Genomic DNA, 23,963 nt, shown 5'->3' on the forward strand with positions numbered 1-23,963 from the left:
ATCCGGCATTCAGTGCCTGATGCGACGCTGACGCGTCTTATCAGGCCTACAGGTCCCGAGCACAGAACCGTAGGATGGATAAGGCGTTTTACGCTGCACCCGGCAACCGTTGTCGGAGCCTAAAACAACCATTCACCCCGCCCGTAAAAGCATTTTCATTTTTTCGCTGCGACAAAACTGACGCTTCACTTCCACCACCAGCGGATGGCGCGACAGCACAATCATCACCACAAACGCCAGCACGCCCGCGGCTATTTGCACCGCCAGCAGCATCCCCAGCGCCAGTTGCCCTTTCAGCACAATGCCCAACGCATAACTGACCACCAGCGTCGGCAGCGAGAGATAAAACGGCAGCCACAAACTCAGGATGTACTGGCGATAACTGGAACCAAGAACCGGTTTAATCATCACGAAGTAACTCAGAATGGTGTTGATAATCTGCACCAGCAGGAAGCCAACCGTGACGCCGATTGCGCCCGCCATCTGCCCACCAATAACAATCGCCGGAATAAACAGAAATGTTTTGAATACGTTGAATTTAAAGCTGATATCGACCCGCGCTTTCGCCATCAGCAGCGAACCAATCGGGTTACCCACCGAACGCAGCAGACCCACCACACACAGCAATTGCATCACCGGAATAATGCTGTTCCACTTCTCACCAAAGACCAGCGGTACAAAGTTATTCGACACCACCATCAGCCCCAGCAGCGCCGGAAAGTTGATAATCCCCACTACCGACAGCAGCTTGTAGAAGTTAACGCGCAGCTTTTCGGTGTCGTCCTGAATTTTGGCAAACGCCGGAAACAACACGCGCGTGATGATTGGGTTCAGTTTCATCGGTGGCACAACGGCCACGTTGTACGCCAGGTTGTATCCCCCTGCCACGCCCGCGCCGAGAATACGCGCCAGCACCAGCGTTGAAAGGTTGGTATTGAGATAGTTGATGATGCTGTCCGCCGTCAGCCAGGCACCAAAGCGTAAGTTCGGTGCCACAGACGCCAGCGAGAAATGCAGACCGGGGCGATAAATTTTGCGGCCAAAGTAGCCAAACAGCAGCGTTCTCACCGCACTATTGACCAGATAACCGAGGATCGCGGTCATCGCCAGCGGCCAGAAATGGGCGCTAACCACCGTAAAAGTGAAGCCCGCCAGTACCGCGCTGGTTTCGATCATGCCGATTTTGTTGAACTCCAGCTCCTTCTGCATCAACGCGCGGAACTGTTGCCCGTGGGGGATCACCACAAACGCCAGCGACAATGTTTTAATCAACGGTGCCAGGTCCGGGTTATTCAGCACGTCGCCAATGGCATCACTCAACAAAAACACCGCCACGCACACCACAAGCCCCAGCCCAACGTTCAGCCAGTACAGCGTGGTGAGTTCAAGGTGGCTGATTTCTTTTCGCTGAATAATCGAGTTAGCGATACCGAAGTCAGAAAGCGTATCTGCCAGCGCGATGATCACCAGCGACACGGTAAGCAAACCGAACTGGTGGTTGTCGATAATCCGCGCCAGCACGGTCATCTGCACCAGCCCGAGGCCGATGATGATCACCGTGGCAATCGCCGACCACTTCGCGCCGCTGATGGTTTTTTCACGTAAGCTCATATCAATATGCCGCTTTGTTAACGAAGCCTTTGAATACCGTCAGGAAAACGATTTTGATATCGAACCAGACGCTCCATTCGCGGATGTACTCAAGGTCGAACTCGACGCGTTTTTCCATTTTCTCCAGCGTGTCGGTTTCGCCACGCCAGCCGTTAATCTGCGCCCAGCCGGTAATGCCCGGTTTCACCTTATGGCGCAGCATGTAGCCTTCAATGAGCTGTCGATACTGTTCGTTATGCGCCACCGCGTGCGGACGTGGACCGACAATCGACATCCCCCCAGTCAGCACATTGATAAACTGCGGCAGTTCATCCAGCGAGGTGCGGCGCAGAAAGTTCCCCACTTTGGTGACGCGCGGATCGTTCTGCGTCGCCTGGGTCACCACTTTGTCGTTCTCCATCACTTTCATCGAACGGAACTTCCACACTTTGATCGGTTTGCCATCCATGCCATAGCGAGTCTGGCGGAAAATAACCGGCCCTGGTGAACTGAGTTTCACCGCCAGCGCAATACAGCACAGCACCGGGGAGATCAGCAGCAGAATAAGCGTCGCCAGCACAATATCTTCCGCACGTTTGAGCAGGCGGTTTACCCCGGAAAGCGGCGTGTCATACAGCGGCACCACCGGTACGCCATTCATCTCTTCGATACGGGAATGAAGAATATTGAAGGTAAAGACGTCGGGGATCAGCAGCACCGAACAGGTGGTGTCCGCCAATTGATGGACCAGTTTTTTCACTCGCGCGCCGTCGCACATTTGCATCGCGATATAGACATTATGAATCTTGCCTGCTTTAGCATCCTCGACCAGCTGTTGCAGGTTACCCGCCCAGTCGTTAGAAACGCCGCCCGGTTTCGGGTCGTGGTAAACGCCCACCACTTCAAACCCTAACCACGGCTGGTTACGGAAGCTCTCCATCAGCATTTGCCCGGCGGCTAAATCCCCCGCCACCGCGACCATGCGCTTGTTATAGCCATGATTACGCAGCCAGCCCGCCCCAATGCGAATACATGAACGGCAAACCACCAGTCCGATGCTGGTCAGCCCATACCACGCCAGCCAGATTTTCAGTTGCGTGTCGAAATCATTGTTGAACGCCACCAGTCCGGCGCTGAAAATCACGCTTAACGTCCAGTTTTGTAGCAACAGAGCAAATTCTGTCGCTGCCCGAACACCGCGCCATGAGCGATAAAAATCGGTGATGCCGCCCAACATCTGGAACACCACCAGCGTAATCAGTGCCACCAACAGGTGCATGTAGAGGAATGACAGGCCGCTCACTTCGCAAACCAGCCATAGTCCGGCAAACATGATGGTGATATCTGAAAAGCGTTGCACCATAGAGATTAACGATGCATTGGTTTTCGCTCGCTCGCGCTTTTTTAGATTTGTCATCGTTGTTCCTGTTAATAGCCCCTTACCCGCAATGGGGTAAGGGAAGATCCGACATTACTCGTTCAGCAACGTCAGCAGAGTTCGCGTTCGCGCTTCCATCAGCGGCACATCACCGCGCGATTCCACATTCAGGCGCACCACCGGTTCGGTGTTGGAGGTGCGCAGGTTAAAGCGCCAGTCGGCAAAGGTCATGCTGATGCCATCGGTACGATCCACCGCCAGCGCCTCACGGCTAAAATGCTGTTCGACGCGATTAATCGCCTCAACGGGTTGCGCCAGTTTGCTGTTGATCTCACCGCTTGCCGGAAACGCAGCCATCCGGTCGCGCACCAGTTCGCCCAGCGTTTTTCCTTTCAGGCACACCAGTTCGGCGACCAGCAGCCACGGGATCATGCCGCTGTCGCAGTAAGCGAAATCACGGAAGTAATGGTGGGCGCTCATTTCGCCACCGTAGATGGCGTCTTCCTTGCGCATACGTTCTTTAATAAAGGCGTGTCCGGTTTTCGACATTACCGGGGTGCCGCCTGCGGCAGTCACCACATCAACGGTATTCCAGGAGAGACGCGGATCGTGGATGATCTTCGCGCCGGGATTTTTTTCGAGGAACGCTTCTGCCAGCAGGCCGACAATGTAGTAGCCCTCGATAAACTGCCCTTTTTCGTCAAACAGAAAACAGCGGTCAAAATCGCCATCAAAGGCAATGCCCATATCCGCGCCGTGTTTGATGACCGCATTGCGGGTGTCGTCGCGGCATTCAGGCAGCAGCGGGTTAGGAATACCGTTGGGGAAATTGCCGTCGGGCGTGTTGTGCACTTTGATCAATTCCACGGGCGCGCCGAGGGTTTTAAAGCGGGCTTCAATGGCGTCCACCACCGGACCCGCTGCGCCATTCCCGGAGTTAATCACCAGCTTGAGCGGCGTGAGGTTTTTGACATTGATATAACCGAACAGGTGATCAACGTAAGCGTCACGCAGGTTGATTTGCTGATAGCGACCGCGTTTGGTTTCATCGACGGGAGGAAAGTCGTTGGCTTCTGCCAGACGCTGGACGTCGCGCAGTCCGGTATCACCGCTGATTGGGCGAGCCCCTTCGCGCACCAGTTTCATGCCGTTATAATCCATCGGATTATGGCTGGCGGTAACTTCAATGCCGCCATCCACGCCGAGATGGAACGTGGCGAAATAGATCTCTTCGGTGCCGGACATACCAATATCCAACACGTCAACGCCCGCATCCTGTAAACCTTTTGCCAGCGCCAGTTTTAAGGTTTCGCTGGTGAGACGGACATCACCGCCTAACACAATGGTTTTCGGTTTGAGAAATTCGCCATAGGCGCGACCAATGCGCCAGGCGATATCTTCATTCAGTTCTTCGCCTAATTTCCCGCGAATATCATAGGCTTTAAAGCAGGTTAATTTTTTCATGTCGTTACCCTTTTTCAGGCAATAGTTGGCCCTGACCGAAACGGCCAATTTTGTTTTTGTCGTTATTTACATCTCGGTTTCGCATTCATTGCCTGATGCGACGCTGCCGCGTCTTATCAGGCCTACAAATCCGAACCGTAGGTTGGATAAGGCGTTCACGCCGCATCCGACAAACAGCGCCTGATGCGACGTTTACACCCGTCCGTAGCGATCCGCGAAGCGCACCACATCATCCTCTTCGAGATAAGAGCCGGAGCGCACTTCAATTAAATCGAGCGGAATTTTCCCCGGGTTTTCCAGGCAATGCGTCGCCCCCAGCGGAATATAAATGGACTCGTTTTCACCAAGCAGTTTGATATCACCGTCGATAGTGACTTTTGCCGTTCCCGCGACCACCACCCAGTGTTCCGCGCGGTGATGGTGCATCTGTACCGACAAGCCTTCGCCCGGTTTCACGGTGATGCGTTTCACCTGGTAGCGGTCGCCCGCGTCGATAGAGTCATATTTGCCCCACGGGCGATAGACTTCGCGATGCACCCGATGCTCATGGCGACCATCGGCTTTGATCTGCTCGACCACTTTTTTCACATCCTGCACCGCGTTACGGTCGGCAATCAGCACCGCATCTTTGGTCTGCACCACCACCAGATCTTTCACCCCGACGGTGGTGACCAGGCCAGATTCGGCGTACACATAGCTGTTTTCAGTTTTGTGATTAATCACATCGCCGTGGCAAACGTTGCCTTCCGCGGTGTGGGCGCTGATCTCCCATAAAGAGGACCAGGAACCGACATCGCTCCAGCCCGCATCCATCGGCACCACAACGGCATCTGCCGTACGTTCCATGACCGCGTAATCCACCGACTCTTCCGGGCAGGCGAGAAACGCTTCTTCATCCACGCGAATAAAATCGAGATCCGGATCGACGGCGCTCATCGCTTTTTCGCAGGCATCGAGAATATCCGGACGATATTTTTTCAGTTCTTCGAGATAGCGTCCGGCACGGAACAGGAACATGCCGCTGTTCCAGTAATATTCGCCGCTTGCCACATAGGCCTGGGCGGTTTCCAGATTCGGTTTTTCGACAAACTGCGCCACTTCAAAGGCCACCGTATCCTGCTCGCCCGCAGATACTTCACCGCGAAGAATATAGCCATAACCGGTTTCTGGTAGATCCGGCACAATGCCAAAGGTCACCAGCTTGCCCGCTTCGGCATACGGCATGGCATTACGCACGGCGGCACGGAACGCGTCTTCATCGGCAATCACATGATCCGCCGCCAGCACCAGCATTAACGGGTCGCTCTCCGGACTATGACGTGTTGCCGCCAGCGCCGCCAGCGCAATGGCTGGTGCAGTGTTACGCCCTGCCGGTTCGAGAATAATGTTCTCGGTGAGTTTGTTCAGTTGGCGCAGCTGTTCCGCGACAATAAAGCGGTGCTGCTCATTGCAAATCACCACCGGGCTTTCGCACTCTACGCCTTTCAGGCGGCAGATGGTGGTTTGCAGCATGGTGAGATCGCCTTTCAGGCATAAAAACTGCTTGGGGTAAAGTACGCGGGAAAGCGGCCATAAGCGGCTACCGGAGCCACCTGCCATCACAACTGGATAGAGTTTCGACTGCGCCATAATTATCCCCGAATATCATTTATAAATTGACGTAACACGTTCTCTTTATCGAGCGTGCGTTCGGCATATTCACGTGCCACCGTGTTGTGTTTGGGCAGCAGGAGCGCCTGACGAATCCCCGCCACCAGCGCCTCGACCGATTCCGGTTCAACGCAAACCGCAATGCCCGGAAAGGTTTCGCAAAGCTGTCCCAGTTCTGTGTGGGCTTCTGCAGTAATCACCGCGTTACCGCCTACCGCCAGAATATTGGTCAGTTTCGACGGCAATACGGCATCTGCCGCGCCGCGTTTTTGCACCACCAGATGGCAATCGCCCATCTTCAGCAGTGCGGGTAAAGCGTCATACGATTGCAGCGGAAAAAATTGCATGTTGCGCAGACCACGCTGTTGCGCCATTTTTTCCAGCCGCGCTTTGCCGCCGCCCTGCCCGACAATGGCAAAAATCAGCGGTTCATCGCGCAGGAGATCGGCAGCTTCAATAACGTTTTCCAGCCCCTGCTTTTCACCAATATTGCCGGAGTAAAGAATGATTTTTTTGTTATCCGGCAGGCCAAGCTGGTTACGAAGGGCATCAACATCGGCATCTGCAATATGCTGAAAACGGGCAATTTCCGACCAGTTGGGGAAGAAGATGACGTTTTCCGCCGCCACGCCTTTTTCGATGGCTTTATTCATCATTGAGCGCGAAATCGTGGAGACGTTATCGACGTTATGCAGTCCGCTACGTTCGAACGCCGTTGCCAGCTGTGCAACTTTGCCGCCTTTGCCTTTTCCGGCAAGGCCCAGCCCCAGCATGGCGTCCACTTCGTAATCCTGAATATGCAGCACGGTACGCGCACCAGAGAGTTTCGCCAGCAGGCGCATTCCCGGCGTGCAAAACAGCGTTGGCACCACGCCGATAATGCGATCCGGCTTCCAGCGACGTTGCGCCATCAGAGGAAAGAAACTGCTGACGGCAAAACTGCCGAGATGTAACAGGCGTTTCAGGGTGCTCGGCTGTTTTGGCACGTACAGCGGGCAGCGCCACACCGTGGCGGCCCCCTCTTCTCGTTTGTAGCGCCAGGCGGAATAGTTCTCGCCCACCTGCCACTGCGGGTAGTAAGGCGGTGCGGTAATGACCCGCACCTCATGACCTTGTGCTACCAGCCATTCCACCATCTCGCCAGTGTATTTGCCGATGCCGGTTAACTCCGGCGAGTAGTTAATGCCGTAGACCAGTATTTTCATAATCCGGGTACTCCGGCACGCTTCTCAGCGAGAAAATAGGCGCGGCTGTTAGCGTGAACATTGTCACTGGCGAGCAGTGCGTCCGGCGTCAGCCAGCGGTAATCGTCATGCTGCTCATCCGGCAGTAACAGTTCTTCTTCCGCTACTCTGAAGCGAAAACCGAGCACCACATAGTGAGTGGTGAAATCCGTGCCGGAGAAGTTATCGTCATAAAAGTGCTGCCAGACACCGTAAAACTGGCCTGCTGTTATCGGCAGACGCAGCCCCAGTTCCGCCATCGTCAGCCGCTCAAATGCGGCTTCCAGCGTTTCGTCTTTCTGCACGCGCCCTCCCGGCACAAACCAGTAACCCTGCGCCGGGCGGTTGGTTCTTTTGCCAAGCAGAAACTCGCCGCGACTGTTCTCGACAATAAAGTCGAGAGAGACAAGCGGGGTGGAGCGCACTACCGTGGCAAAGTCTTCCTGACGTAAAAACATCATTACCCCCGAAAGCGGTCTTGATTCTCAAGGAACCACTGGTAAGTGCTGGCAAGCCCCGCTTCCAGTGAGATTTCGTGATACCAGCCAAGCTGATGCAGGCGCGTCACATCAAGCAGTTTGCGCGGCGTACCATCCGGTTTGCTGGCATCAAAAACCACCCGACCTTTGTAACCCACCACTTTGGCGATGGTTTGCGCCAGCTCGCGGATAGTGCAGTCAACGCCCGTACCGACGTTAATGTGCGACAGCATCGGCTGGGTGTTCTCCAGCCAGACTTCGTGCGCCAGCTCCATGACATGAATGCTCGCCGCCGCCATATCATCGACGTGCAGGAATTCACGCATCGGTGTACCGCTGCCCCATACCACCACGTCCGGTGCATTCTGTGCCGTCGCCTCGTGGAAGCGACGCAGCAATGCAGGGATCACATGCGAATTACTCGGGTGGAAGTTGTCATGCGGCCCGTACAGGTTGGTCGGCATGACAGAGCGGTAATCGCGTCCATACTGGCGGTTGTATGATTCGCACAGTTTGATCCCGGCGATTTTGGCAATGGCATAAGGCTCGTTGGTCGGCTCCAGCGTACCCTGCAACAACTCGCTTTCTGCCATCGGCTGTTTTGCCAGTTTCGGGTAGATACAGGACGATCCGAGAAACAGCAGTTTGTTCACGTCGTTCTGATGCGCGGCGTGAATGATGTTGCTCTCAATCATCATGTTCTGGTAGATGAAATCCGCCGGATACGTGTTGTTGGCAACAATGCCGCCCACTTTCGCCGCCGCCAGATAGACCTGGTCAATACGTTCGCTGGCAAAGAAATCATGCACCGCGCGGCTGTCCAGCAGGTTCAGCTCGTCGCGGATGCGTAATACCAGTTCCACATCACCGCGCTGTTCGAGCTGCCGCGTGATGGCGGAACCGACCATTCCGCGATGGCCAGCGATAAAAATGCGTTGTCTACTCATGCTTATGACTCCAGCGCGATCGCCACGTCGTAGCCGTGAGATTTCAGCAGAGAGTGTTTTTTCGCCGCTTCGAGGTCATTAGCCACCATTTCAGACACCATCTCTCTGAGGGTGATTTCCGGTTTCCAGCCCAGTTTTTCGTGCGCTTTGGTCGGGTCGCCGAGCAGCGTTTCAACTTCTGCCGGACGGAAGTAACGCGGATCAACGGCGATAATCACATCACCCGGTTTAACGCCCGGCGCGTCATGCCCGGTGACGGAAACCACAATGCCCTTCTCTTCAACACCCGTGCCTTCAAAGCGCAGTTTGATGCCCAGCTGTGCCGCTGCCATTTCCACGAACTGACGTACGGAGTACTGAACGCCGGTCGCGATAACGAAATCTTCCGGCTGTTCCTGTTGCAGCATCATCCACTGCATTTTTACGTAGTCTTTGGCGTGGCCCCAGTCACGCAGGGAATCCATATTGCCGAGGTACAGGCACGACTCCAGCCCCTGGGCGATGTTGGCGATTGCGCGGGTGATTTTGCGGGTAACGAAGGTTTCGCCGCGGCGCGGGGATTCATGGTTGAAGAGAATACCGTTACAAGCGTACATGCCGTAGGATTCGCGGTAGTTAACGGTGATCCAGTAGGCGTACAGTTTGGCGACCGCATACGGAGATCGCGGGTAGAACGGCGTGGTTTCTTTCTGCGGAATTTCCTGCACCAGACCATACAGTTCAGAGGTGGAAGCCTGATAGAAACGAGTTTTCTTTTCCAGACCGAGGAAGCGGATCGCCTCCAGCAGGCGCAGCGTACCCATCGCGTCGACGTCAGCGGTATATTCTGGTGACTCAAAAGAGACCGCAACGTGGCTCATTGCGCCCAGGTTGTACACTTCATCCGGCTGTACTTCACGCAAAATGCGCGTCAGGTTAGAGGTATCACTCAGGTCGCCATAATGCAGATGGAATTTCGGGTTGCAGGTGTGCGGATCCTGATAAATGTGATCCACGCGCTCGGTGTTGAATGACGATGCGCGACGCTTAATACCATGCACCTCGTAACCTTTTTCCAGCAGAAACTCTGCCAGGTAAGAACCGTCTTGTCCGGTTACACCGGTGATGAGAGCAACTTTTGACATGTCTTATTCCTCTGTATTTTTGAATTTATTCAGTTTCAACGCGTTCGCGTATCACCACTGCGGGATTCCCCCGGCAAACCACATTTGCCGGAAGCGATTTAAAAACACTGCTTCGTGCACCCACGACGGTGCCGTCGCCGATTGTGACGCCTGGGGCAACAAAGACATCGGTTGCCAGCCAGCATTTCTCGCCAATCACAATAGGCGTGGCGTTAATGGTGAAATGTTGACTTGCATGGTCGTGGCTACCGGTGCATAAATAACTTTTTTGCGATATCACCGAATGTGCGCCAATGGTTATTTCACCGAGGGTATATAAATTGACGTCATCGCCGACCCACGCGTAATCACCTAAGGTTAATTTCCACGGATAGGTAATTTTTACTGACGGACGAATAACTACGTTTTTTCCTATTTTTGCGCCGAATAAACGTAATAAAAATGCCCGCCAGCGATACAATACTTGTGGCGACCAGGCAAATATTGTTGCCTGTACTGCCCACCATAATTGCACTTTAATAGCGTTGCCGCCCCGGAACCCTTTCGGCACCGAGAAACCGCTTAAATCTTGCATTGGTCTTCCTTATGTACTCTAAATAATTCGAGTTGCAGGAAGGCGGCAAGAGAGTGAATCCCCAGGAGCTTACATAAGTAAGTGACTGGGGTGAACGAACGCATCCGCAGCACATGCAACTTGAAGTATGACGAGTATATTCAGCTTTTGTTATATAAGGCTTTCGTCTTTGAGGTAGTACGCTGGCGTAAATGCCAGGATAATTCTGCCCAGAAGCCAGGCACATGTAATATCTGCCGTTGGACTTTTTTGGCGTCAGCACACAATTCCATATTATTGGTGGTTGATACCCCACCCATGGAAAATTCAGACACCAGGCCATTGAGTTTTTTAAATGCATAACCTGCTTTATACATTTTAGCTGCCAGCGCGTAATCAGAAGAAACTTTATATTCCAGGTCATAACGCCATTTTTTCAAACCGGATACCGGGAAAAATATCGCCTGATGGCTGGCGGGCAGGCTGTGATAAATATACCAACCCGGTTTAGTACTACGCTTAATTTTATGCCCGTCGCCAAAATCCAGCAGCGCATCGCCGGTGATCATCACGTTATCTTTTTGCATTTTTAACTTACGAACAAAATTTGCGGCATCCTGATGAAAAATATCGCCCGAGTTGAGAAACAACGCGAACTTGCCTTGTGCCATCGCAATGCCCTTGTTCATGGCGTCGTAGATACCGTTATCTGGCTCGCTGACAAAGCGTAGGTTATAGATACTATTGAGATTCTCCAGATACTCACGGGTACCGTCGTTGGAACCGCCATCGACAACAATCCATTCGAAGCTGATATCGTCCGCCTGCGCCAGATGCGCCAGCGAGGCATGTGTTTTGACTATCCCTTCGAGGTTACGAAACGCGACAGTGATTATGCTAAGCAACATGTTCTTATTCTTACCTCGTAATATTTAACGCTTTTCGCAAAATAAACGGACAGACGATTAAAAATGCATATTCCGGGCTAAATATCGAACCGGTAAAAAACAGCGAAACCGGAGTAAAAAGATATAATTGCACGCGAAAATTGCGGTTATCACCAAAAGCGTTGATCATCATTTTTATCACTTTCCCCATGTACCACAGCGATAAAAACACCGCGAACCAGGAAAAATAAATAATCAGCAGATACAAACCATTGTCTATGGTTTTTCCGACATCCGCACCGTTAAATATTCCGAATGATGCGACATATTCATAAAGTGAGCCAAATCTGACTACACCGTCAATATGGGTCAAAGAATAACCGACCATCACCAGCGGACCGACAATACGATAATACGATGACGATCCTTCCGTACCTAAATCGCCCAGACGGGTGGAAATATAAGGAAACGCGATTACCACACCAACCAGGAATACAGCCAGAGAAATCAATGCTAACGGTAACTTTTTCTTAATCGCCTCTTTATTCAGATATTGAAATGCCCACTCCAGCAAATAAAACAGGATAAAGGTCATAACCCCTGAAAACGATCCGGATAATATTATCCCTGCGAGAATCATAGCATCGGTTTTAGGCGTTTTGATACCAAACTGTTTGATGCTGAGCCAAATTGAGATTAATGCCAGAGCGAAAAATGCCGGTTCGAAATAAAGTGCTGTCGTGCGCTTGCCGCCGAATTTAATGAAATTCAGTACATAGCTGTTGCTGTAAATCAGATATTTCGATATCGACTCCATAATACTGCTGCCGCCGGTGAGGATAATTTGCGCCATCTCCACCGCCGCCAGCGCCACCACCAGCCCGACCACCAGATAAAAGAAACGTAATATCTTGCGATGGTTGTGTGGCGAAATCGTTTTAAAGCGAATACTCCACACCATGCCAATAATGATCACAATATAGACAAACAGCATGGTTGAAGTGACGTATTTACTGGCATCCAACGACTGACCAAACAGGTAGTTAAACGCCGTGAGTCCCGCACCAATCCCTAAGGCAATCATCAATTTTTTAACGCTGATGCGTTCTAAAAACAGCAGTAACAAGACAGGTAAAAAAGTGACGATAGTGATGGGGAAACTTTCACCAAGCTGGGCGATTTTGACGTTAACCAGCAGGTAGATCAGCGGCAGCAGCAGGTAGCTACAGATTCTGATAGAAGTTGACATACTCCTCCAGCATCTGTTGTCCACTGTAAGCGGCACGGCTGCGTTTGCTGAACTCAGCCAGCGTGGTACCAAATATCGCCTGCGCGATTTCCGGTTTGCTTAATTGCACCAGTTGCAGCACCTCTTCTTCGCTGACGGTTTTACCGCCGGATTTTTGCAACACTTCCCGCGCCGCGTCGCTATGGGTGGCAATCACCGGCACGCCAATCGATAGCGCCTCACACAAAATCAGCGGGTAGTTATCGACGCGAGAACTGAACACCAGCGCATCCATCTGATTGAGCGCGCTCATCAACTTGCGCTTGTCAGTTTCAAAGCCGTGATTAACCACGTTGCCAGCGGTGAACGGCGAGAACTTACCAAAGGTATGCAGTTCAATTTTGTCGCCCAGCGCCATCATCTCACGCACCAGTTGCTGGTTAGTCTTGCCGTCGTAACGCAGGTCATGCGCCACCACAGCGATTTTCGGCTTGCCCTGGGTTTCGCGCACCGGAGGCAGATCCGCCAGAATCGCTTCGGTTGCCATATCAATACCATTATTGATAATCCGGCAACGCCCTGGACCGTACAGGCTATTGAAAGCGTCAGCCACATGCTGGCTGGGGGAAATAAACTGACAGCCCAGCGCCAGCATCTCACGGAATAACTGGCGTTTGCCCGCCACCAGCTGGTGCGCCCGATCAATCTTCACCGGCGGATAGTTATTTAAGGTCGGGCATTTCTGGCAGCCCGTTTTCCAGCCTTCACAACCGTCGGTAAAGGCGCAGCGTCCGGTAACGCTCCAGTGGTCGTGCAGCGTCCAGACCAGAGTGACGTCCGGTTTATGGTTTTTCACCTTTTCGCAAAAGCGCACCACGCTCTTAAGATTTAGCCAGTAGCTGTGCAGCACATGAAAATGCAGGACCACCGGACCCGGTGTACGAGTAATGGTGCGATATAACTCATTGAAATTGCCAAACAGATCGCGATTAAACAGACGAAACAGGACAATATTCGCCATTGCAGTCATCCGCGGCGTATGTTTGATGACCTGCGGATAGTTTTGATGGCTGACGCTCTCTTTGCCGCCTTTGCCGTAACCGTAGACAAAATGTGACGCTAGCCCCTGTTGCAGCGCACGCTGGTGGAGATCTAACGCCACACCTGCTGCCCCGCCTTCCGCCAGTCGCACATTAAATTGCAAAATATTCATTTAATTACCTTCACTCGCGCTTTTTCTCCCACCACCAGCGCGTTGTCCGGGACAGAGTCGAGCACCACGCTGCCCGCACCCACGGTGACGTTGTTACCAAGCGTGATATCACCAAGAATAATAACGTTGGCACCGAGTTCGACGCCGTTGCCAATATGTGGACATGCCATGTTATCGGCACCACGATTGCCGATAGTGACGCCGTGGCGAATGGTGAAATCATCCCCCGCCACCACGTTTTTATTGATCACTACGGCGTAACCGTGATGGATAGTAAAGCGGCGGCCAATGGTCGCGGCAGCCTGGATTTCATAACCGAAAAAGCATTCGGTGATAATGCGATACAGCACCAGCAGAGGGGCCGCCCAAATATTGTTGAGGACGTTCTTTTTGCGCCACACCGAACAAAAATGAGCGACGCGATACGCTAGAACCATGCAGCACGGACGTAAACTCCAGCTGTTGGCGCGCAGATCTTCCAGCATCTTTAGCGCCCCCGAATACCATCAGCCAGACGTTTGCCGTTACGCACCGACAGCAGCGTCAGCAAAGTGCGCCAGGTCATACGTTTATTGCGGATCTGGTAGAGGGTAAACAGCTGATATTTTTTACTGGCACGGTCAAATTTGTCTTTGTGCTTGCGGTAAAAGTGGAAGTATCCGGAGAATTTTTTCGGTGACGAGGTGATCTGCATTTCACCGTGATTGATATGCAGGATCTGCGTCGCCTCTTCCACTTTCCACGGTTCGCCATACTCCACCACCATCCGCAGGAAGATGTCGTAATCCTGTGCCGCTTTTAGTTCGGTATCGAACAAACAATCTTTGAAACGCCATGCCCAGGTAAAGACCTGATTGCCAATGATATTGCGTTTGTAGAACAGGCGGCGTGAATACGGCGATTTGGGATACAGCGGCAAGCTTGCCGGTTGGGAATAGACTTCGCCCTGGCAAACGTAGTCGTTAGCGTACAAAAAGGCGTGTGTGACCAGTTGCTGTTTATGGGCGAGGAAGACGCTCAGACGGTTGGGCGTCCATTCATCATCGTCATCGATCCCGGTAATGTATTCCCCTTGCGCCAGCATAATCGCCTGGTTACGTACCGCGCACGCCCCGCTGTTAATGTCGTTGTGAATGTAGGTGATACGCGGATCGTTGAGGGCGCTGACGTACTGTTGCAGTTGTTCCCAGGAGGTGGAGCAATCATCCACGATGATCATCTCCCAGTTACTGTAGTCCTGGCGCAGGACCGATTTTATCGCCCGAATCGCCAGTTGTTGGCGGTTCCAGGTCGGCATATAGATTGAGATCAGCGGATTGTCTTTCATAGGTTGTTCTCCCGGCTTATGAGCTGGTTTGCTTGCCGGATGCGGCGTGAACGCCTTATCCGGCCTACGGGGCGGTGCGAATGCAGGCGTCGTTATTTCGCATCCGACTTATATTCGTATTCGTAATAGCCATAATCCTGATACGCGCTGGCGCGGCGGAAGATGGAGTTCAGAATCACCCCTTTCACCGGAATACCGTTTTGCTCAAAGCGGCTCAGACTGGTTTCCACTTCTTTCAATGTGTTGACCGCATAACGCGCCACCATTAATGTGGTTCCGACATGACGACCAACAATTGCCGCATCGGTCACTGCCAGAATCGGCGGCGTATCAATCAACACCAGGTCATAGTTTTTACTCGCCCAGTTCACCAGTTCGGCAAAGCGTTCGCTCATCAACAGTTCAGAAGGATTTGGCGGCACCTGACCGCGCGGGATCAGGTCAAATTTGGCAATAGAGGTCGGTTTAGCTGCGGTAGTAATATCGCCCTGACCAATCAGAATTTCCGACAGGCCATTGACGTTATTGGTGCCCAACAGCTCGTGGGTGTAGCCTTTGCGCATATCGCAGTCGATCAACAACACGCGTTTATTGGTCTGGCTGATCACCGCCGCCAGGTTGGCGCAGACAAAGGTTTTACCGATTGACGGGCTAACCCCGGTCATCATCAACACATTGTTCTGCGCCTGCATCATCGCGAAGTGCAGACTGGTACGCAGACTGCGGATGGCTTCAATCGCCAGATCGGTTGGATTCCCCACCGCCAGTAGCTGGCTCTGTTTATAGCGTTTAATCCCTTTGATGGTTTTGACGCTATCGCGCGCTTTCTGCCATTCCGACAACGGGATGCTGGCATAGACGCTGATACCGTGTTCTTCCAGCACCTGCGGGCTTTCGATGCCGCGATTAAACAACGAGCGCAGCAGCACACCCACGATAGAGAGCATCAGGCCAAGAATAATCGCCCCAAGGATAATCAGCCCTTTCTTCGGTTTTAGCACACCAGGCTGAGTGATTGCCGGGTCAACAATGCGCACATCGCCGACGGTGCTGGCTTCGGTGATTTTCAGCTCCTGCTTTTTATTCAGCAGTTGCATATAGACCTGCTGACCAGACTCGACATCGCGGGTCAGACGGACAATCTCCTGCTGGGTTTTCGGCATCGCCGTTACGCGACCGTTAAGTTTGGCTTTTTCGTCTTCCAGCGCCTGACGTTTCTCCAGCAGCGTGCGGTACGCCGGGTGAACTTTGGTGTACAGCTTGGAGATTTCCGCCTCTTTAAAGGTCAGTTCGTTCAACTGCGCGTCGATGTTCACCATCGAATCGAGCACCGCTTTCGCTTCCAGCGGCAGATCAACAGAATCTTTATCCTGACGGAAGGCATTCAGTTTGTTTTCGGCAACATCAAGGCGGCTACGTACTTCCGGTAACTGTTGCGCGAGGAAAGCGAGGCTTTTCGACGCTTCCGCCGATTTGCGCTCAATATTTTGTTCCTGATAGTTACGGGCGATGCTATTAAGAATGTCGCGGATCTGTTCGCGATCTTCACCGGTATAAGTCAGGCTCAGTACGCCTGCGTCTTTGCCGTTCTCCGTTACCGTCAGGCTGTTTTGCAGTTGATTGATCATCCCCAGCGTGGAGTATTTGGTGACGGTAAACTCACTGCCCGGGCGGGCGTGAATGGCTTCAACCATCAGCGTGACGCCTTCTTTTTTCAGCATCTGGCCCGCTTGTCCACGGGCGCTAAAGCCGCCATCACTGCTCAGGGTGTAGTTTTTATCGTCCAGCACATTAAGCGTAAACACCTGATCCGCCATCTCTTTCGGGCGGTTAAAGGTGGTCACTTTCACCGTCTCGTTCTGACGTCCCATCAAACGATCCCAGCCCGCACCGAAAATCGGGAACGTGTTTTTGCTCACCGCAATATCGAGGTCGAGATCGTCCACCGTTTTACCAAGCACCAGACGCGAACGAATCAACTGGATCTCGGCGTCCGATGCAGGCGGTTTGTTGGCTAATGCCGAACCAATGTCCTGCACTAACGAATTGCCGCTGTTTTGCTCGATTTGTACCAGTGCGTCGGCACTATAAATCGGCGTGGCGAAGAAGGTGTAAACCACGGCACAGAGGGCAAATACAGCGGTGATGCCAATCACCCACCAGCGCGCTTCAATGACGGTGCCGACCAGGCGACCAATATCGATTTCATCACTGCCCGTTACCGGAGCGGCATGTTGTTTTACTTTTTCTGTCATTCTTATACCTGCTCTGCGTTCAATGCCTGCGCCCACTGGCGGGCAGACCGTTCAAGTAATGTGTACACCGCTGCAAACGTTTCCCGGCTTTTGCGATACGGATCGGGGATTTCACATTCGTTATCCCAGTGACCAAACAGCATCACTTTGCCGCGCATCTCCGGTGCCATCTCGCATAAGCGTTCGATATGGCGCTTTTCCATGGTCAAAATCAGGTCGTAGTTGCGACACAGACGGCGGCTGATTTGACGGGCACAGTGACCTTCCAGAGACAGTTGATGTTCTGCGGCGACGCTGATAGCGGTAGGATCAGCGCCCTTACCGACCAGCGCGCCGAGTCCAGCGGACTCCACTTTCAGCTCCGGGTGATAACGTTGCAGTAAGCGTTCCGCCGTCGGGGAACGGCAAATATTGCCGACACAGACAACTAAGATGTTGTTAAACATGACGATTACCAGTTATGAATGTCGCTGGCTGTATCCGTCATGTAACGGACACCGCTAATAGTTGGCAGCAACTGATTGATCAGACGGTTCCAGCGGGAAACCGGGGCGGTGGTGACATACACCACGTCATAAGGTTGCAGGCGGAATTCTGTCGCCATCACCAGCGACGTGGCATCGGACATATCCAGCTGGTAGATATTGGCAATCTTGCCGTTACGCCCGCCCTCGCCTTTCAGCGGACGAATGACAAAGATGCCGCTGGCGTTGGAGGTGGTCATGTCGATGCCTTCAGCATTGCCCAGGGCTTCAGTCAGGGTCATGCCGCTAAAGTCCATTTTCAGGGTGCTCTGTTTCTTCACTTCACCCATCACAAATACTTTCAGATCATCATTACGTGGCACGTAGAGAATATCGCCGGGGTAAAGCAGGCGATTCTGGTTGAGGTCGCCGTTTTGCATCAGCGCCTGCAAAGAAATGCGCTCTTCACGACCATTGTGTGTTAGCACCACGTTGCGCCAGTCAGCGGTGTCGGTCAGGCCACCTGCGGCGTTGATGGCGTCGAGAATAGTCAGTGGCACGTTGGTGATCGCCTGTTGACCGGATTTATTCACCTGACCGGAGATATAGGCCTTTTGTGAGCGGAAGGCGGCGATATTAACGTCCACCTGCGGGTCAGCGATGTACGTCGCTAAGCGCCCGGTAATATCACTGCGGATTTCAGCGAGCGTTTTCCCGACTACGTGGACCTTGCCGATATACGGGTAAAACATAGTGCCGTCAGGCTGTACCCAGTTGCCGGTGTCGCTGGAGCTGCGGTACTGACCGGCTGGCGTGGTGAGTTCCGGGTGATCCCAGACGGTGACATTAAGAACGTCCCCCGGCCCGACGCGATACTGGTAATTCGCGATCTCACTTTCCAGCGTCATATTGGGGCGCGCTACATTCGGGCGTGGGCGTAATTGGTCAATCAGGCGCGGGGTCAGCGGATAAACATTCACCATTTTGTCGAGATCGAAATCAGCGTCCTGCTGTTTGATGACGTCTTTGCCCATCGTCGACATATTGCTGCCCGGAAGTACTGTGCAACCGCTTATCAAGGTTACTGACACCAATAATGGCATCAATTTCATTTTGGATTTCATCATTGTTTATTTATCACTTTGGCAGAGTAATTATCCTGTGCACTATTAATAGCAATGTCGCCATGCACATTTACCTTGCAGTTAATTGAATAAAAATTTAACTGGCATCAGTCCTAAAAAAATTGATTTCATCCGCAGGCTATTGACAGAATAATTCAGACTGGTCTTTCAGGCATCCAGACACGCTACCGCCCCTGGCTTTTTAGCTACCAATACACTGATTTAGTTTAATTTTTCACACCCTCTCAGCATGCAGTCGTTGATGAGAAAGGGTTATTACGGAAATTAACTTCCGAATATAAGGTGACATTATGGTAATTGAATATTGGCTTTCCAATAATGCAGGAGGAAGTGTTACAGCTAACGGAATAGCAGGCAAGATAACAATTCGGTAATTGGCTATTTTTAAGAATTATATTAAGTGTCATTCAATATGGTTTTTAGGAGTTTCTTTAGGTTGACAATATTTAATATTGCGCCTCCACATGCGATATTTCTTAAATAATGTTTTATTATTACCACTTTTAATTCAGGGATAATGTGAGGTTATTACCCTCAAATAATATGAGATAAATAGTGCTGCAACATTGCATTTTTGCCCCGATTTATCCATGATCGAATTGTGACATTTGTCATACAACGAATAGGTTTTGTACTTACTATGGAATGGATTGCCGATCCGTCTATCTGGGCCGGGTTAATCACGCTGATTGTGATCGAACTGGTCCTCGGCATTGATAACCTGGTCTTTATTGCCATCCTCGCCGAAAAACTACCGCCGAAGCAGCGCGACCGCGCACGGGTTACCGGGCTGCTGCTGGCGATGTTAATGCGCCTGTTACTGCTGGCGTCAATCTCCTGGCTGGTCACCCTGACTCAACCGCTGTTCAGCTTCCGCTCGTTTACCTTTAGCGCCCGCGACTTAATCATGCTGTTTGGTGGTTTCTTCCTGTTGTTCAAAGCCACGATGGAGCTGAACGAACGGCTGGAAGGGAAAGACAGCAATAATCCCACACAACGCAAAGGTGCGAAGTTCTGGGGCGTGGTGACGCAAATTGTGGTACTGGACGCCATTTTCTCACTCGACTCAGTGATTACCGCCGTCGGGATGGTCGACCATTTACTGGTCATGATGGCCGCCGTGGTTATCGCTATCAGCCTGATGTTGATGGCCAGCAAGCCGTTAACCCAGTTCGTTAATAGCCACCCGACCATCGTTATTCTCTGCTTAAGCTTCCTGTTGATGATTGGCTTTAGCCTGGTGGCAGAAGGTTTCGGCTTCGTCATTCCGAAAGGCTACCTGTACGCTGCCATTGGTTTCTCGGTGATGATCGAGGCGCTCAATCAGTTGGCTATCTTTAACCGGCGACGTTTTCTTTCCGCTAACCAGACGCTGCGCCAGCGGACTACCGAAGCGGTAATGCGCCTGCTTAGCGGGCAAAAAGAAGATGCGGAACTGGACGCCGAAACCGCGTCCATGCTGGTGGATCATGGTAACCAGCAGATCTTTAATCCGCAGGAACGGCGGATGATTGAGCGGGTACTTAATCTTAACCAGCGTACCGTCAGCAGCATTATGACGTCGCGCCACGATATTGAGCATATCGATCTCAACGCGCCGGAAGAAGAAATCCGCCAGTTGCTGGAGCGAAATCAGCATACGCGGCTGGTGGTTACCGACGGTGATGACGCAGAAGATTTGCTCGGTGTTGTTCACGTTATCGACCTGCTACAACAGTCTCTGCGCGGCGAACCGCTCAACCTGCGGGTGTTGATTCGCCAGCCGCTGGTGTTCCCGGAAACCTTGCCGTTGTTACCTGCCCTGGAGCAGTTCCGTAATGCCCGCACGCACTTTGCTTTTGTGGTGGATGAGTTTGGCTCGGTGGAAGGGATTGTGACATTAAGTGACGTCACTGAAACCATTGCCGGTAACTTACCGAACGAAGTGGAAGAGATCGACGCCCGCCATGATATTCAGAAGAATGCGGACGGTTCCTGGACGGCGAATGGTCATATGCCGCTGGAGGATCTGGTGCAATATGTGCCGCTGCCGCTGGATGAAAAACGTGAATATCACACCATTGCCGGGCTGTTGATGGAGTATTTGCAGCGTATTCCAAAACCTGGCGAAGAAGTTCAGGTGGGGGATTATTTGCTTAAAACGTTGCAGGTAGAAAGCCATCGCGTGCAGAAGGTGCAGATTATACCGCTGCGTAAGGATGGCGAGATGGAGTACGAGGTGTGATGGTATCGGTCATTTTACCCAATAGCCGAAAGGAATAAGATGAGGGAACCGCGCCATCGGCGATTTACCGCCGGGAGCCCGGGTTGCCAGGGTGGTGGAGATTGAGCCACCCTGGCACGTTCACCGGCTTGAGCGTTCCATAGTAGCGAGGAACATCAAGTGAACGGAACAGCCTTCGATCTTACATATTCAGAATATAATGATGCCGCCACGAACGCCTGATGCGACGCTTTACGCGTCTTATCAGGCCTACAGGACTGGTCACCTGGTAACCTACATCTTCTCCAGCAACTTCTTCACATCTTTGCCATTACGGGAATCTTTATTCCGCTCGGCCCAGTCATTCAGGCGACGTTTCGCTTCGTCCTGTAGATGTTTGCGCAGTAACTGATCCACTTGCAGGCTGTAATTGAGTTGCTGCCAGTTGCCATAAACCCGCAGCGGTACTGGCGTTTCTTTCAGGAAATCAATCAGTTTGCTTTCCCCGTTCCAGCCACCCACGACCCGAATATCAAACTGGGTGTCGCAGGTTTGATCTGCCAGATTCAACATGCCTTCCCCTGTCAGCGCCAGCACAGGCGATTGACCTTGCATGTCGTTTAACGTCACGACGCCATCCTTCAACGTCAAATCGGTGGTAAAGCGGTCAAGCCGCGTCACGTTATCAAAGTTTTCAGCGGCCTTCACATCACCGCCATTACGCTCTACCGCTTGCTGAATCATCTGCTGGAAGTTCATCCCTTCCATGCGCGTGTCGGTCATTTCGACATGTGCCTGTCCTTGCCAGTTGTGGCGGAATGCGTCGGCATCTATGTCAGCACCGGAGAAATCACCAGCCAGTGACATTTTTCCGGTCAACGAAATCGGATAGTTAAACGCCTTCAGAATGGTACCAATCTCAACGTTTTCCAGCCGTGGCTGGAAGTTTATCCGCGGATTTATTGATGTCGCGTCCAGCGTGCCCGGCAGTGAAACCTGTCCACCGTTAAGTTTGCCCTGCAGTTGAGTAATTTCCAGCAAACCCGACTTGTTGGTCATTTGCGTGGCAACATCTGTAAAATTCATTCCGCGCCAGCGCACGTTACTGGCCTGCAACAAAATATCAGCCGTAAAGCCTTGCAGTCCCTGATAGGCCGGTTCATCAATACGCGAAGAAATGACCGGGCGCGGCAACGTTGATTGGCTCTGCCCCTGCTGCGCGGCACCGTTTTCACCATTCGCGGTTTCATTAAGCGGGATGAGGTTGTCAAGATTCAGTTGCGGGAATTGCAGCCTCAGCTGCCATTCCGGTTTCTCTGTCAGCGTAACCTGTGCTTGCCCGCTTAGCGTACTATCATTGGCGGTCAAACTAATTTGGTTAAATGAAAGGCGTTTATGTGACTCCTGCCACTGGGCCTGGAAACTCCCCTGCCCCTGAATACCTTGTTTTGGTAAATCGGCACCCTGCAACTGCCAGTTAATTTGTTCAATAGCCGCCGTTAAATCATGCGGATAATCAGAAGCATCTACCGTACCGTTAAGGGATATCGTGAGATCGCGCTGATCGCGATTAACCCGCCCGGAGAACTCAAATGAACCACGATGTTGGGGATCTTGTTCCATTTGCAGGCGAATATTGCGGATTGTCACCTGCTCGTCATCTTCATGCTGGAACACCAGCACGCTGTCCGCCACCTTAAGACTGGATATATCAAACGACCATCCGCGATCGTCTGACAGATCCGGCAAGGTATTGTCGCGCGGTGCAACCGGAGCGTCTTCACTGCGCACCGCTTCCGTCTGCGGCGTCAGTTGGATCACTGCCCCTTTTAGCATCACCTGCTTAACGCTCAGTTGATGACTCAGTAGTGGTAAAAGCGCCACGTCCAGACGCATGTTGTCGGCGCGAACCAGTGGCTGGCTTGCGCCCTGGGCGGTGAGAGACATTCGCCCGGAGAGGATACTAAGCTGCGGCCAGACGTGCCAACGCAGTGGCCCGTCGAGCTGCAATTGATAACCGCTACGTGCAGCAACTTGCTTGACCATATAGTCGCGGAAATCATTCGGATTCACCAGCAACACTAACGCAGATAACCCGGCCACCAGCACGACCAGGAGTATCATCAGCGTCGTCAGAAATCGTCTCATGGTATCCTCAATGGGCCTGAATTAGTCTTTATCGATTCGGCTGGCTACCGCGCCCTGCTGGTTGCGATATTTCGCATCTTCACGGCGGTTGTAAGGTCGCGCCGCCGGGCCGGAAAGCGGCTCAAAGCTCAGCGCACCAATTAACATGCCCGGACGCAGCGCCAGCGGCAGCTTACCGGAGTTGTAGAACTCCAGCACAATGCAACCAGACCAGCCCGGATCGATGCGGTGCGCGGTGACGTGCACCATCAGCCCCAGACGCGCCAGTGAGGAACGCCCGTCCAGCCAGCCCACCAGATCGGCTGGCAGCGTCACCGACTCCAGCGTCACCGCCAGCGCCAGCTCTCCTGGGTGAAGATAGAACGCCTCGCCCTCGTCGAGAACGATCTCATCGCTCATCACGCGGTCAAGCGCGGCGCTCACTTCATCTTTGGGACCGCTCAGATCGATAAACGCTGCCGTGTGACCACGGAAGGTACGAAATTTATTGCCCAGGCGTACATCCACCGTCGCGCCGTTAATACGCTCCACTGGCGGACGTGGGTTGATCGACAAACGGCCTTCATCAAGCCAGGCTTCAATATCTCGGTCACACAGACGCATGGCATTTTCTCCTTTCGCGCATCACTCCCTTAACGCCAATTACGTCAAGGGCATACCAGGTTATCACTGAACGGTACACAAT

20 protein-coding genes are annotated in these 23,963 nt (G+C 52.5%); 1 reads left to right on the forward strand and 19 read right to left on the reverse strand.

The window, feature by feature from the left end; genetic code table 11:
* Positions 1 to 132: 132 nt before the first annotated feature.
* From wzxC to wza, 17 genes are all read right to left on the reverse strand, one after another.
* Positions 133 to 1,611 carry a colanic acid undecaprenyl disphosphate flippase WzxC gene (gene wzxC, locus BGK49_RS18080; protein WP_040089060.1) on the reverse strand — a complete coding sequence of 493 codons (1,479 nt, stop codon included), beginning with the start codon at positions 1,609 to 1,611 and terminating at the stop codon, positions 133 to 135.
* Between the two features lies 1 nt (position 1,612).
* The gene (gene wcaJ, locus BGK49_RS18085; protein WP_000183120.1) at positions 1,613 to 3,007 is read right to left on the reverse strand and encodes an undecaprenyl-phosphate glucose phosphotransferase; all 1,395 of its coding nucleotides are present in this window, start codon (positions 3,005 to 3,007) and stop codon (positions 1,613 to 1,615) included.
* Between the two features lie 54 nt (positions 3,008 to 3,061).
* A complete protein-coding gene (cpsG, locus tag BGK49_RS18090) occupies positions 3,062 to 4,432 on the reverse strand; it encodes a colanic acid biosynthesis phosphomannomutase CpsG (protein WP_001325602.1) in 1,371 nt (456 codons plus the stop codon).
* Positions 4,433 to 4,624: 192 nt separating this feature from the next.
* Positions 4,625 to 6,061 (reverse strand): mannose-1-phosphate guanyltransferase, encoded by a 1,437-nt coding sequence (gene cpsB / locus BGK49_RS18095; RefSeq protein ID WP_021544699.1) that lies wholly within the window; start codon positions 6,059 to 6,061, stop codon positions 4,625 to 4,627.
* Between the two features lie 2 nt (positions 6,062 to 6,063).
* Complete coding sequence (wcaI, locus tag BGK49_RS18100; protein WP_000699772.1) at positions 6,064 to 7,287, reverse strand: colanic acid biosynthesis fucosyltransferase WcaI; 1,224 nt, start codon at positions 7,285 to 7,287, stop codon at positions 6,064 to 6,066.
* The gene (gene gmm / locus BGK49_RS18105; RefSeq protein ID WP_000479836.1) at positions 7,284 to 7,763 is read right to left on the reverse strand and encodes a GDP-mannose mannosyl hydrolase; all 480 of its coding nucleotides are present in this window, start codon (positions 7,761 to 7,763) and stop codon (positions 7,284 to 7,286) included. The genes wcaI and gmm overlap by 4 nt, the downstream gene beginning before the upstream one ends.
* Positions 7,764 to 7,765: 2 nt before the next feature.
* Positions 7,766 to 8,731: a GDP-L-fucose synthase gene (gene fcl, locus BGK49_RS18110; protein WP_021544698.1), complete on the reverse strand. Its 966-nt coding sequence runs from the start codon at positions 8,729 to 8,731 to the stop codon at positions 7,766 to 7,768.
* A 2-nt stretch (positions 8,732 to 8,733) separates the two neighbouring features.
* On the reverse strand, positions 8,734 to 9,855 hold the full coding sequence (gene gmd / locus BGK49_RS18115) for a GDP-mannose 4,6-dehydratase (protein ID WP_000048190.1): 1,122 nt from the start codon (positions 9,853 to 9,855) through the stop codon (positions 8,734 to 8,736).
* Positions 9,856 to 9,880: 25 nt separating this feature from the next.
* Complete coding sequence (gene wcaF, locus BGK49_RS18120; protein ID WP_001153547.1) at positions 9,881 to 10,429, reverse strand: colanic acid biosynthesis acetyltransferase WcaF; 549 nt, start codon at positions 10,427 to 10,429, stop codon at positions 9,881 to 9,883.
* Positions 10,430 to 10,569: 140 nt separating this feature from the next.
* Entirely contained in the window at positions 10,570 to 11,316 is a 747-nt protein-coding gene (gene wcaE / locus BGK49_RS18125) for a colanic acid biosynthesis glycosyltransferase WcaE (RefSeq protein ID WP_069375799.1), read from the reverse strand.
* Between the two features lie 10 nt (positions 11,317 to 11,326).
* A complete protein-coding gene (gene wcaD, locus BGK49_RS18130; protein WP_000107816.1) occupies positions 11,327 to 12,544 on the reverse strand; it encodes a colanic acid polymerase WcaD in 1,218 nt (405 codons plus the stop codon).
* The gene (gene wcaC / locus BGK49_RS18135; protein WP_001547450.1) at positions 12,519 to 13,736 is read right to left on the reverse strand and encodes a colanic acid biosynthesis glycosyltransferase WcaC; all 1,218 of its coding nucleotides are present in this window, start codon (positions 13,734 to 13,736) and stop codon (positions 12,519 to 12,521) included. The genes wcaD and wcaC overlap by 26 nt, the downstream gene beginning before the upstream one ends.
* Positions 13,733 to 14,221, reverse strand: a complete 489-nt coding sequence (gene wcaB / locus BGK49_RS18140) for a colanic acid biosynthesis acetyltransferase WcaB (protein ID WP_000888729.1) — start codon at positions 14,219 to 14,221, stop codon at positions 13,733 to 13,735. Before wcaB ends, wcaC begins: the two co-directional genes overlap by 4 nt.
* A gap of 2 nt (positions 14,222 to 14,223) precedes the next feature.
* A complete protein-coding gene (gene wcaA / locus BGK49_RS18145) occupies positions 14,224 to 15,063 on the reverse strand; it encodes a colanic acid biosynthesis glycosyltransferase WcaA (RefSeq protein WP_000654493.1) in 840 nt (279 codons plus the stop codon).
* Between the two features lie 92 nt (positions 15,064 to 15,155).
* Positions 15,156 to 17,318 (reverse strand): tyrosine-protein kinase Wzc, encoded by a 2,163-nt coding sequence (gene wzc, locus BGK49_RS18150; protein WP_069375800.1) that lies wholly within the window; start codon positions 17,316 to 17,318, stop codon positions 15,156 to 15,158.
* A gap of 2 nt (positions 17,319 to 17,320) precedes the next feature.
* On the reverse strand, positions 17,321 to 17,764 hold the full coding sequence (gene wzb / locus BGK49_RS18155) for a low molecular weight protein-tyrosine-phosphatase Wzb (protein ID WP_000482901.1): 444 nt from the start codon (positions 17,762 to 17,764) through the stop codon (positions 17,321 to 17,323).
* Positions 17,765 to 17,769: 5 nt separating this feature from the next.
* Positions 17,770 to 18,909: a polysaccharide export protein Wza gene (wza, locus tag BGK49_RS18160; RefSeq protein ID WP_000978094.1), complete on the reverse strand. Its 1,140-nt coding sequence runs from the start codon at positions 18,907 to 18,909 to the stop codon at positions 17,770 to 17,772.
* 658 nt (positions 18,910 to 19,567) lie between these two features.
* On the opposite strand from wza, the gene BGK49_RS18165 reads away from it, so the two are divergent.
* Entirely contained in the window at positions 19,568 to 21,151 is a 1,584-nt protein-coding gene (locus tag BGK49_RS18165; RefSeq protein WP_000454701.1) for a TerC family protein, read from the forward strand.
* 273 nt (positions 21,152 to 21,424) lie between these two features.
* Here the strand turns inward: BGK49_RS18165 and asmA are convergent, their stop codons facing one another.
* Both asmA and dcd read right to left on the reverse strand, forming a co-directional pair.
* Entirely contained in the window at positions 21,425 to 23,278 is a 1,854-nt protein-coding gene (asmA, locus tag BGK49_RS18170; protein WP_001252331.1) for an outer membrane assembly protein AsmA, read from the reverse strand.
* A 21-nt stretch (positions 23,279 to 23,299) separates the two neighbouring features.
* Positions 23,300 to 23,881 (reverse strand): dCTP deaminase, encoded by a 582-nt coding sequence (gene dcd / locus BGK49_RS18175; RefSeq protein ID WP_001234767.1) that lies wholly within the window; start codon positions 23,879 to 23,881, stop codon positions 23,300 to 23,302.
* Positions 23,882 to 23,963 lie beyond the last annotated feature (82 nt).

The organism is Shigella sp. FC1544, assembly GCF_001722145.1.
In the GTDB taxonomy this organism is placed as follows: domain Bacteria; phylum Pseudomonadota; class Gammaproteobacteria; order Enterobacterales; family Enterobacteriaceae; genus Escherichia; species Escherichia coli.

Excerpts from the sequence above, each read along its gene's own strand:
- wzxC (WP_040089060.1), bottom strand. The coding sequence starts at position 1,611 with ATGAGCTTACGTGAAAAAACCATCAGCGGCGCGAAGTGGTCGGCGATT.
- wcaJ (WP_000183120.1), bottom strand. The coding sequence starts at position 3,007 with ATGACAAATCTAAAAAAGCGCGAGCGAGCGAAAACCAATGCATCGTTA.
- cpsG (WP_001325602.1), bottom strand. The coding sequence starts at position 4,432 with ATGAAAAAATTAACCTGCTTTAAAGCCTATGATATTCGCGGGAAATTA.
- cpsB (WP_021544699.1), bottom strand. The coding sequence starts at position 6,061 with ATGGCGCAGTCGAAACTCTATCCAGTTGTGATGGCAGGTGGCTCCGGT.
- wcaI (WP_000699772.1), bottom strand. The coding sequence starts at position 7,287 with ATGAAAATACTGGTCTACGGCATTAACTACTCGCCGGAGTTAACCGGC.
- gmm (WP_000479836.1), bottom strand. The coding sequence starts at position 7,763 with ATGTTTTTACGTCAGGAAGACTTTGCCACGGTAGTGCGCTCCACCCCG.
- fcl (WP_021544698.1), bottom strand. The coding sequence starts at position 8,731 with ATGAGTAGACAACGCATTTTTATCGCTGGCCATCGCGGAATGGTCGGT.
- gmd (WP_000048190.1), bottom strand. The coding sequence starts at position 9,855 with ATGTCAAAAGTTGCTCTCATCACCGGTGTAACCGGACAAGACGGTTCT.
- wcaF (WP_001153547.1), bottom strand. The coding sequence starts at position 10,429 with ATGCAAGATTTAAGCGGTTTCTCGGTGCCGAAAGGGTTCCGGGGCGGC.
- wcaE (WP_069375799.1), bottom strand. The coding sequence starts at position 11,316 with ATGTTGCTTAGCATAATCACTGTCGCGTTTCGTAACCTCGAAGGGATA.
- wcaD (WP_000107816.1), bottom strand. The coding sequence starts at position 12,544 with ATGTCAACTTCTATCAGAATCTGTAGCTACCTGCTGCTGCCGCTGATC.
- wcaC (WP_001547450.1), bottom strand. The coding sequence starts at position 13,736 with ATGAATATTTTGCAATTTAATGTGCGACTGGCGGAAGGCGGGGCAGCA.
- wcaB (WP_000888729.1), bottom strand. The coding sequence starts at position 14,221 with ATGCTGGAAGATCTGCGCGCCAACAGCTGGAGTTTACGTCCGTGCTGC.
- wcaA (WP_000654493.1), bottom strand. The coding sequence starts at position 15,063 with ATGAAAGACAATCCGCTGATCTCAATCTATATGCCGACCTGGAACCGC.
- wzc (WP_069375800.1), bottom strand. The coding sequence starts at position 17,318 with ATGACAGAAAAAGTAAAACAACATGCCGCTCCGGTAACGGGCAGTGAT.
- wzb (WP_000482901.1), bottom strand. The coding sequence starts at position 17,764 with ATGTTTAACAACATCTTAGTTGTCTGTGTCGGCAATATTTGCCGTTCC.
- wza (WP_000978094.1), bottom strand. The coding sequence starts at position 18,909 with ATGATGAAATCCAAAATGAAATTGATGCCATTATTGGTGTCAGTAACC.
- BGK49_RS18165 (WP_000454701.1), top strand. The coding sequence starts at position 19,568 with ATGGAATGGATTGCCGATCCGTCTATCTGGGCCGGGTTAATCACGCTG.
- asmA (WP_001252331.1), bottom strand. The coding sequence starts at position 23,278 with ATGAGACGATTTCTGACGACGCTGATGATACTCCTGGTCGTGCTGGTG.
- dcd (WP_001234767.1), bottom strand. The coding sequence starts at position 23,881 with ATGCGTCTGTGTGACCGAGATATTGAAGCCTGGCTTGATGAAGGCCGT.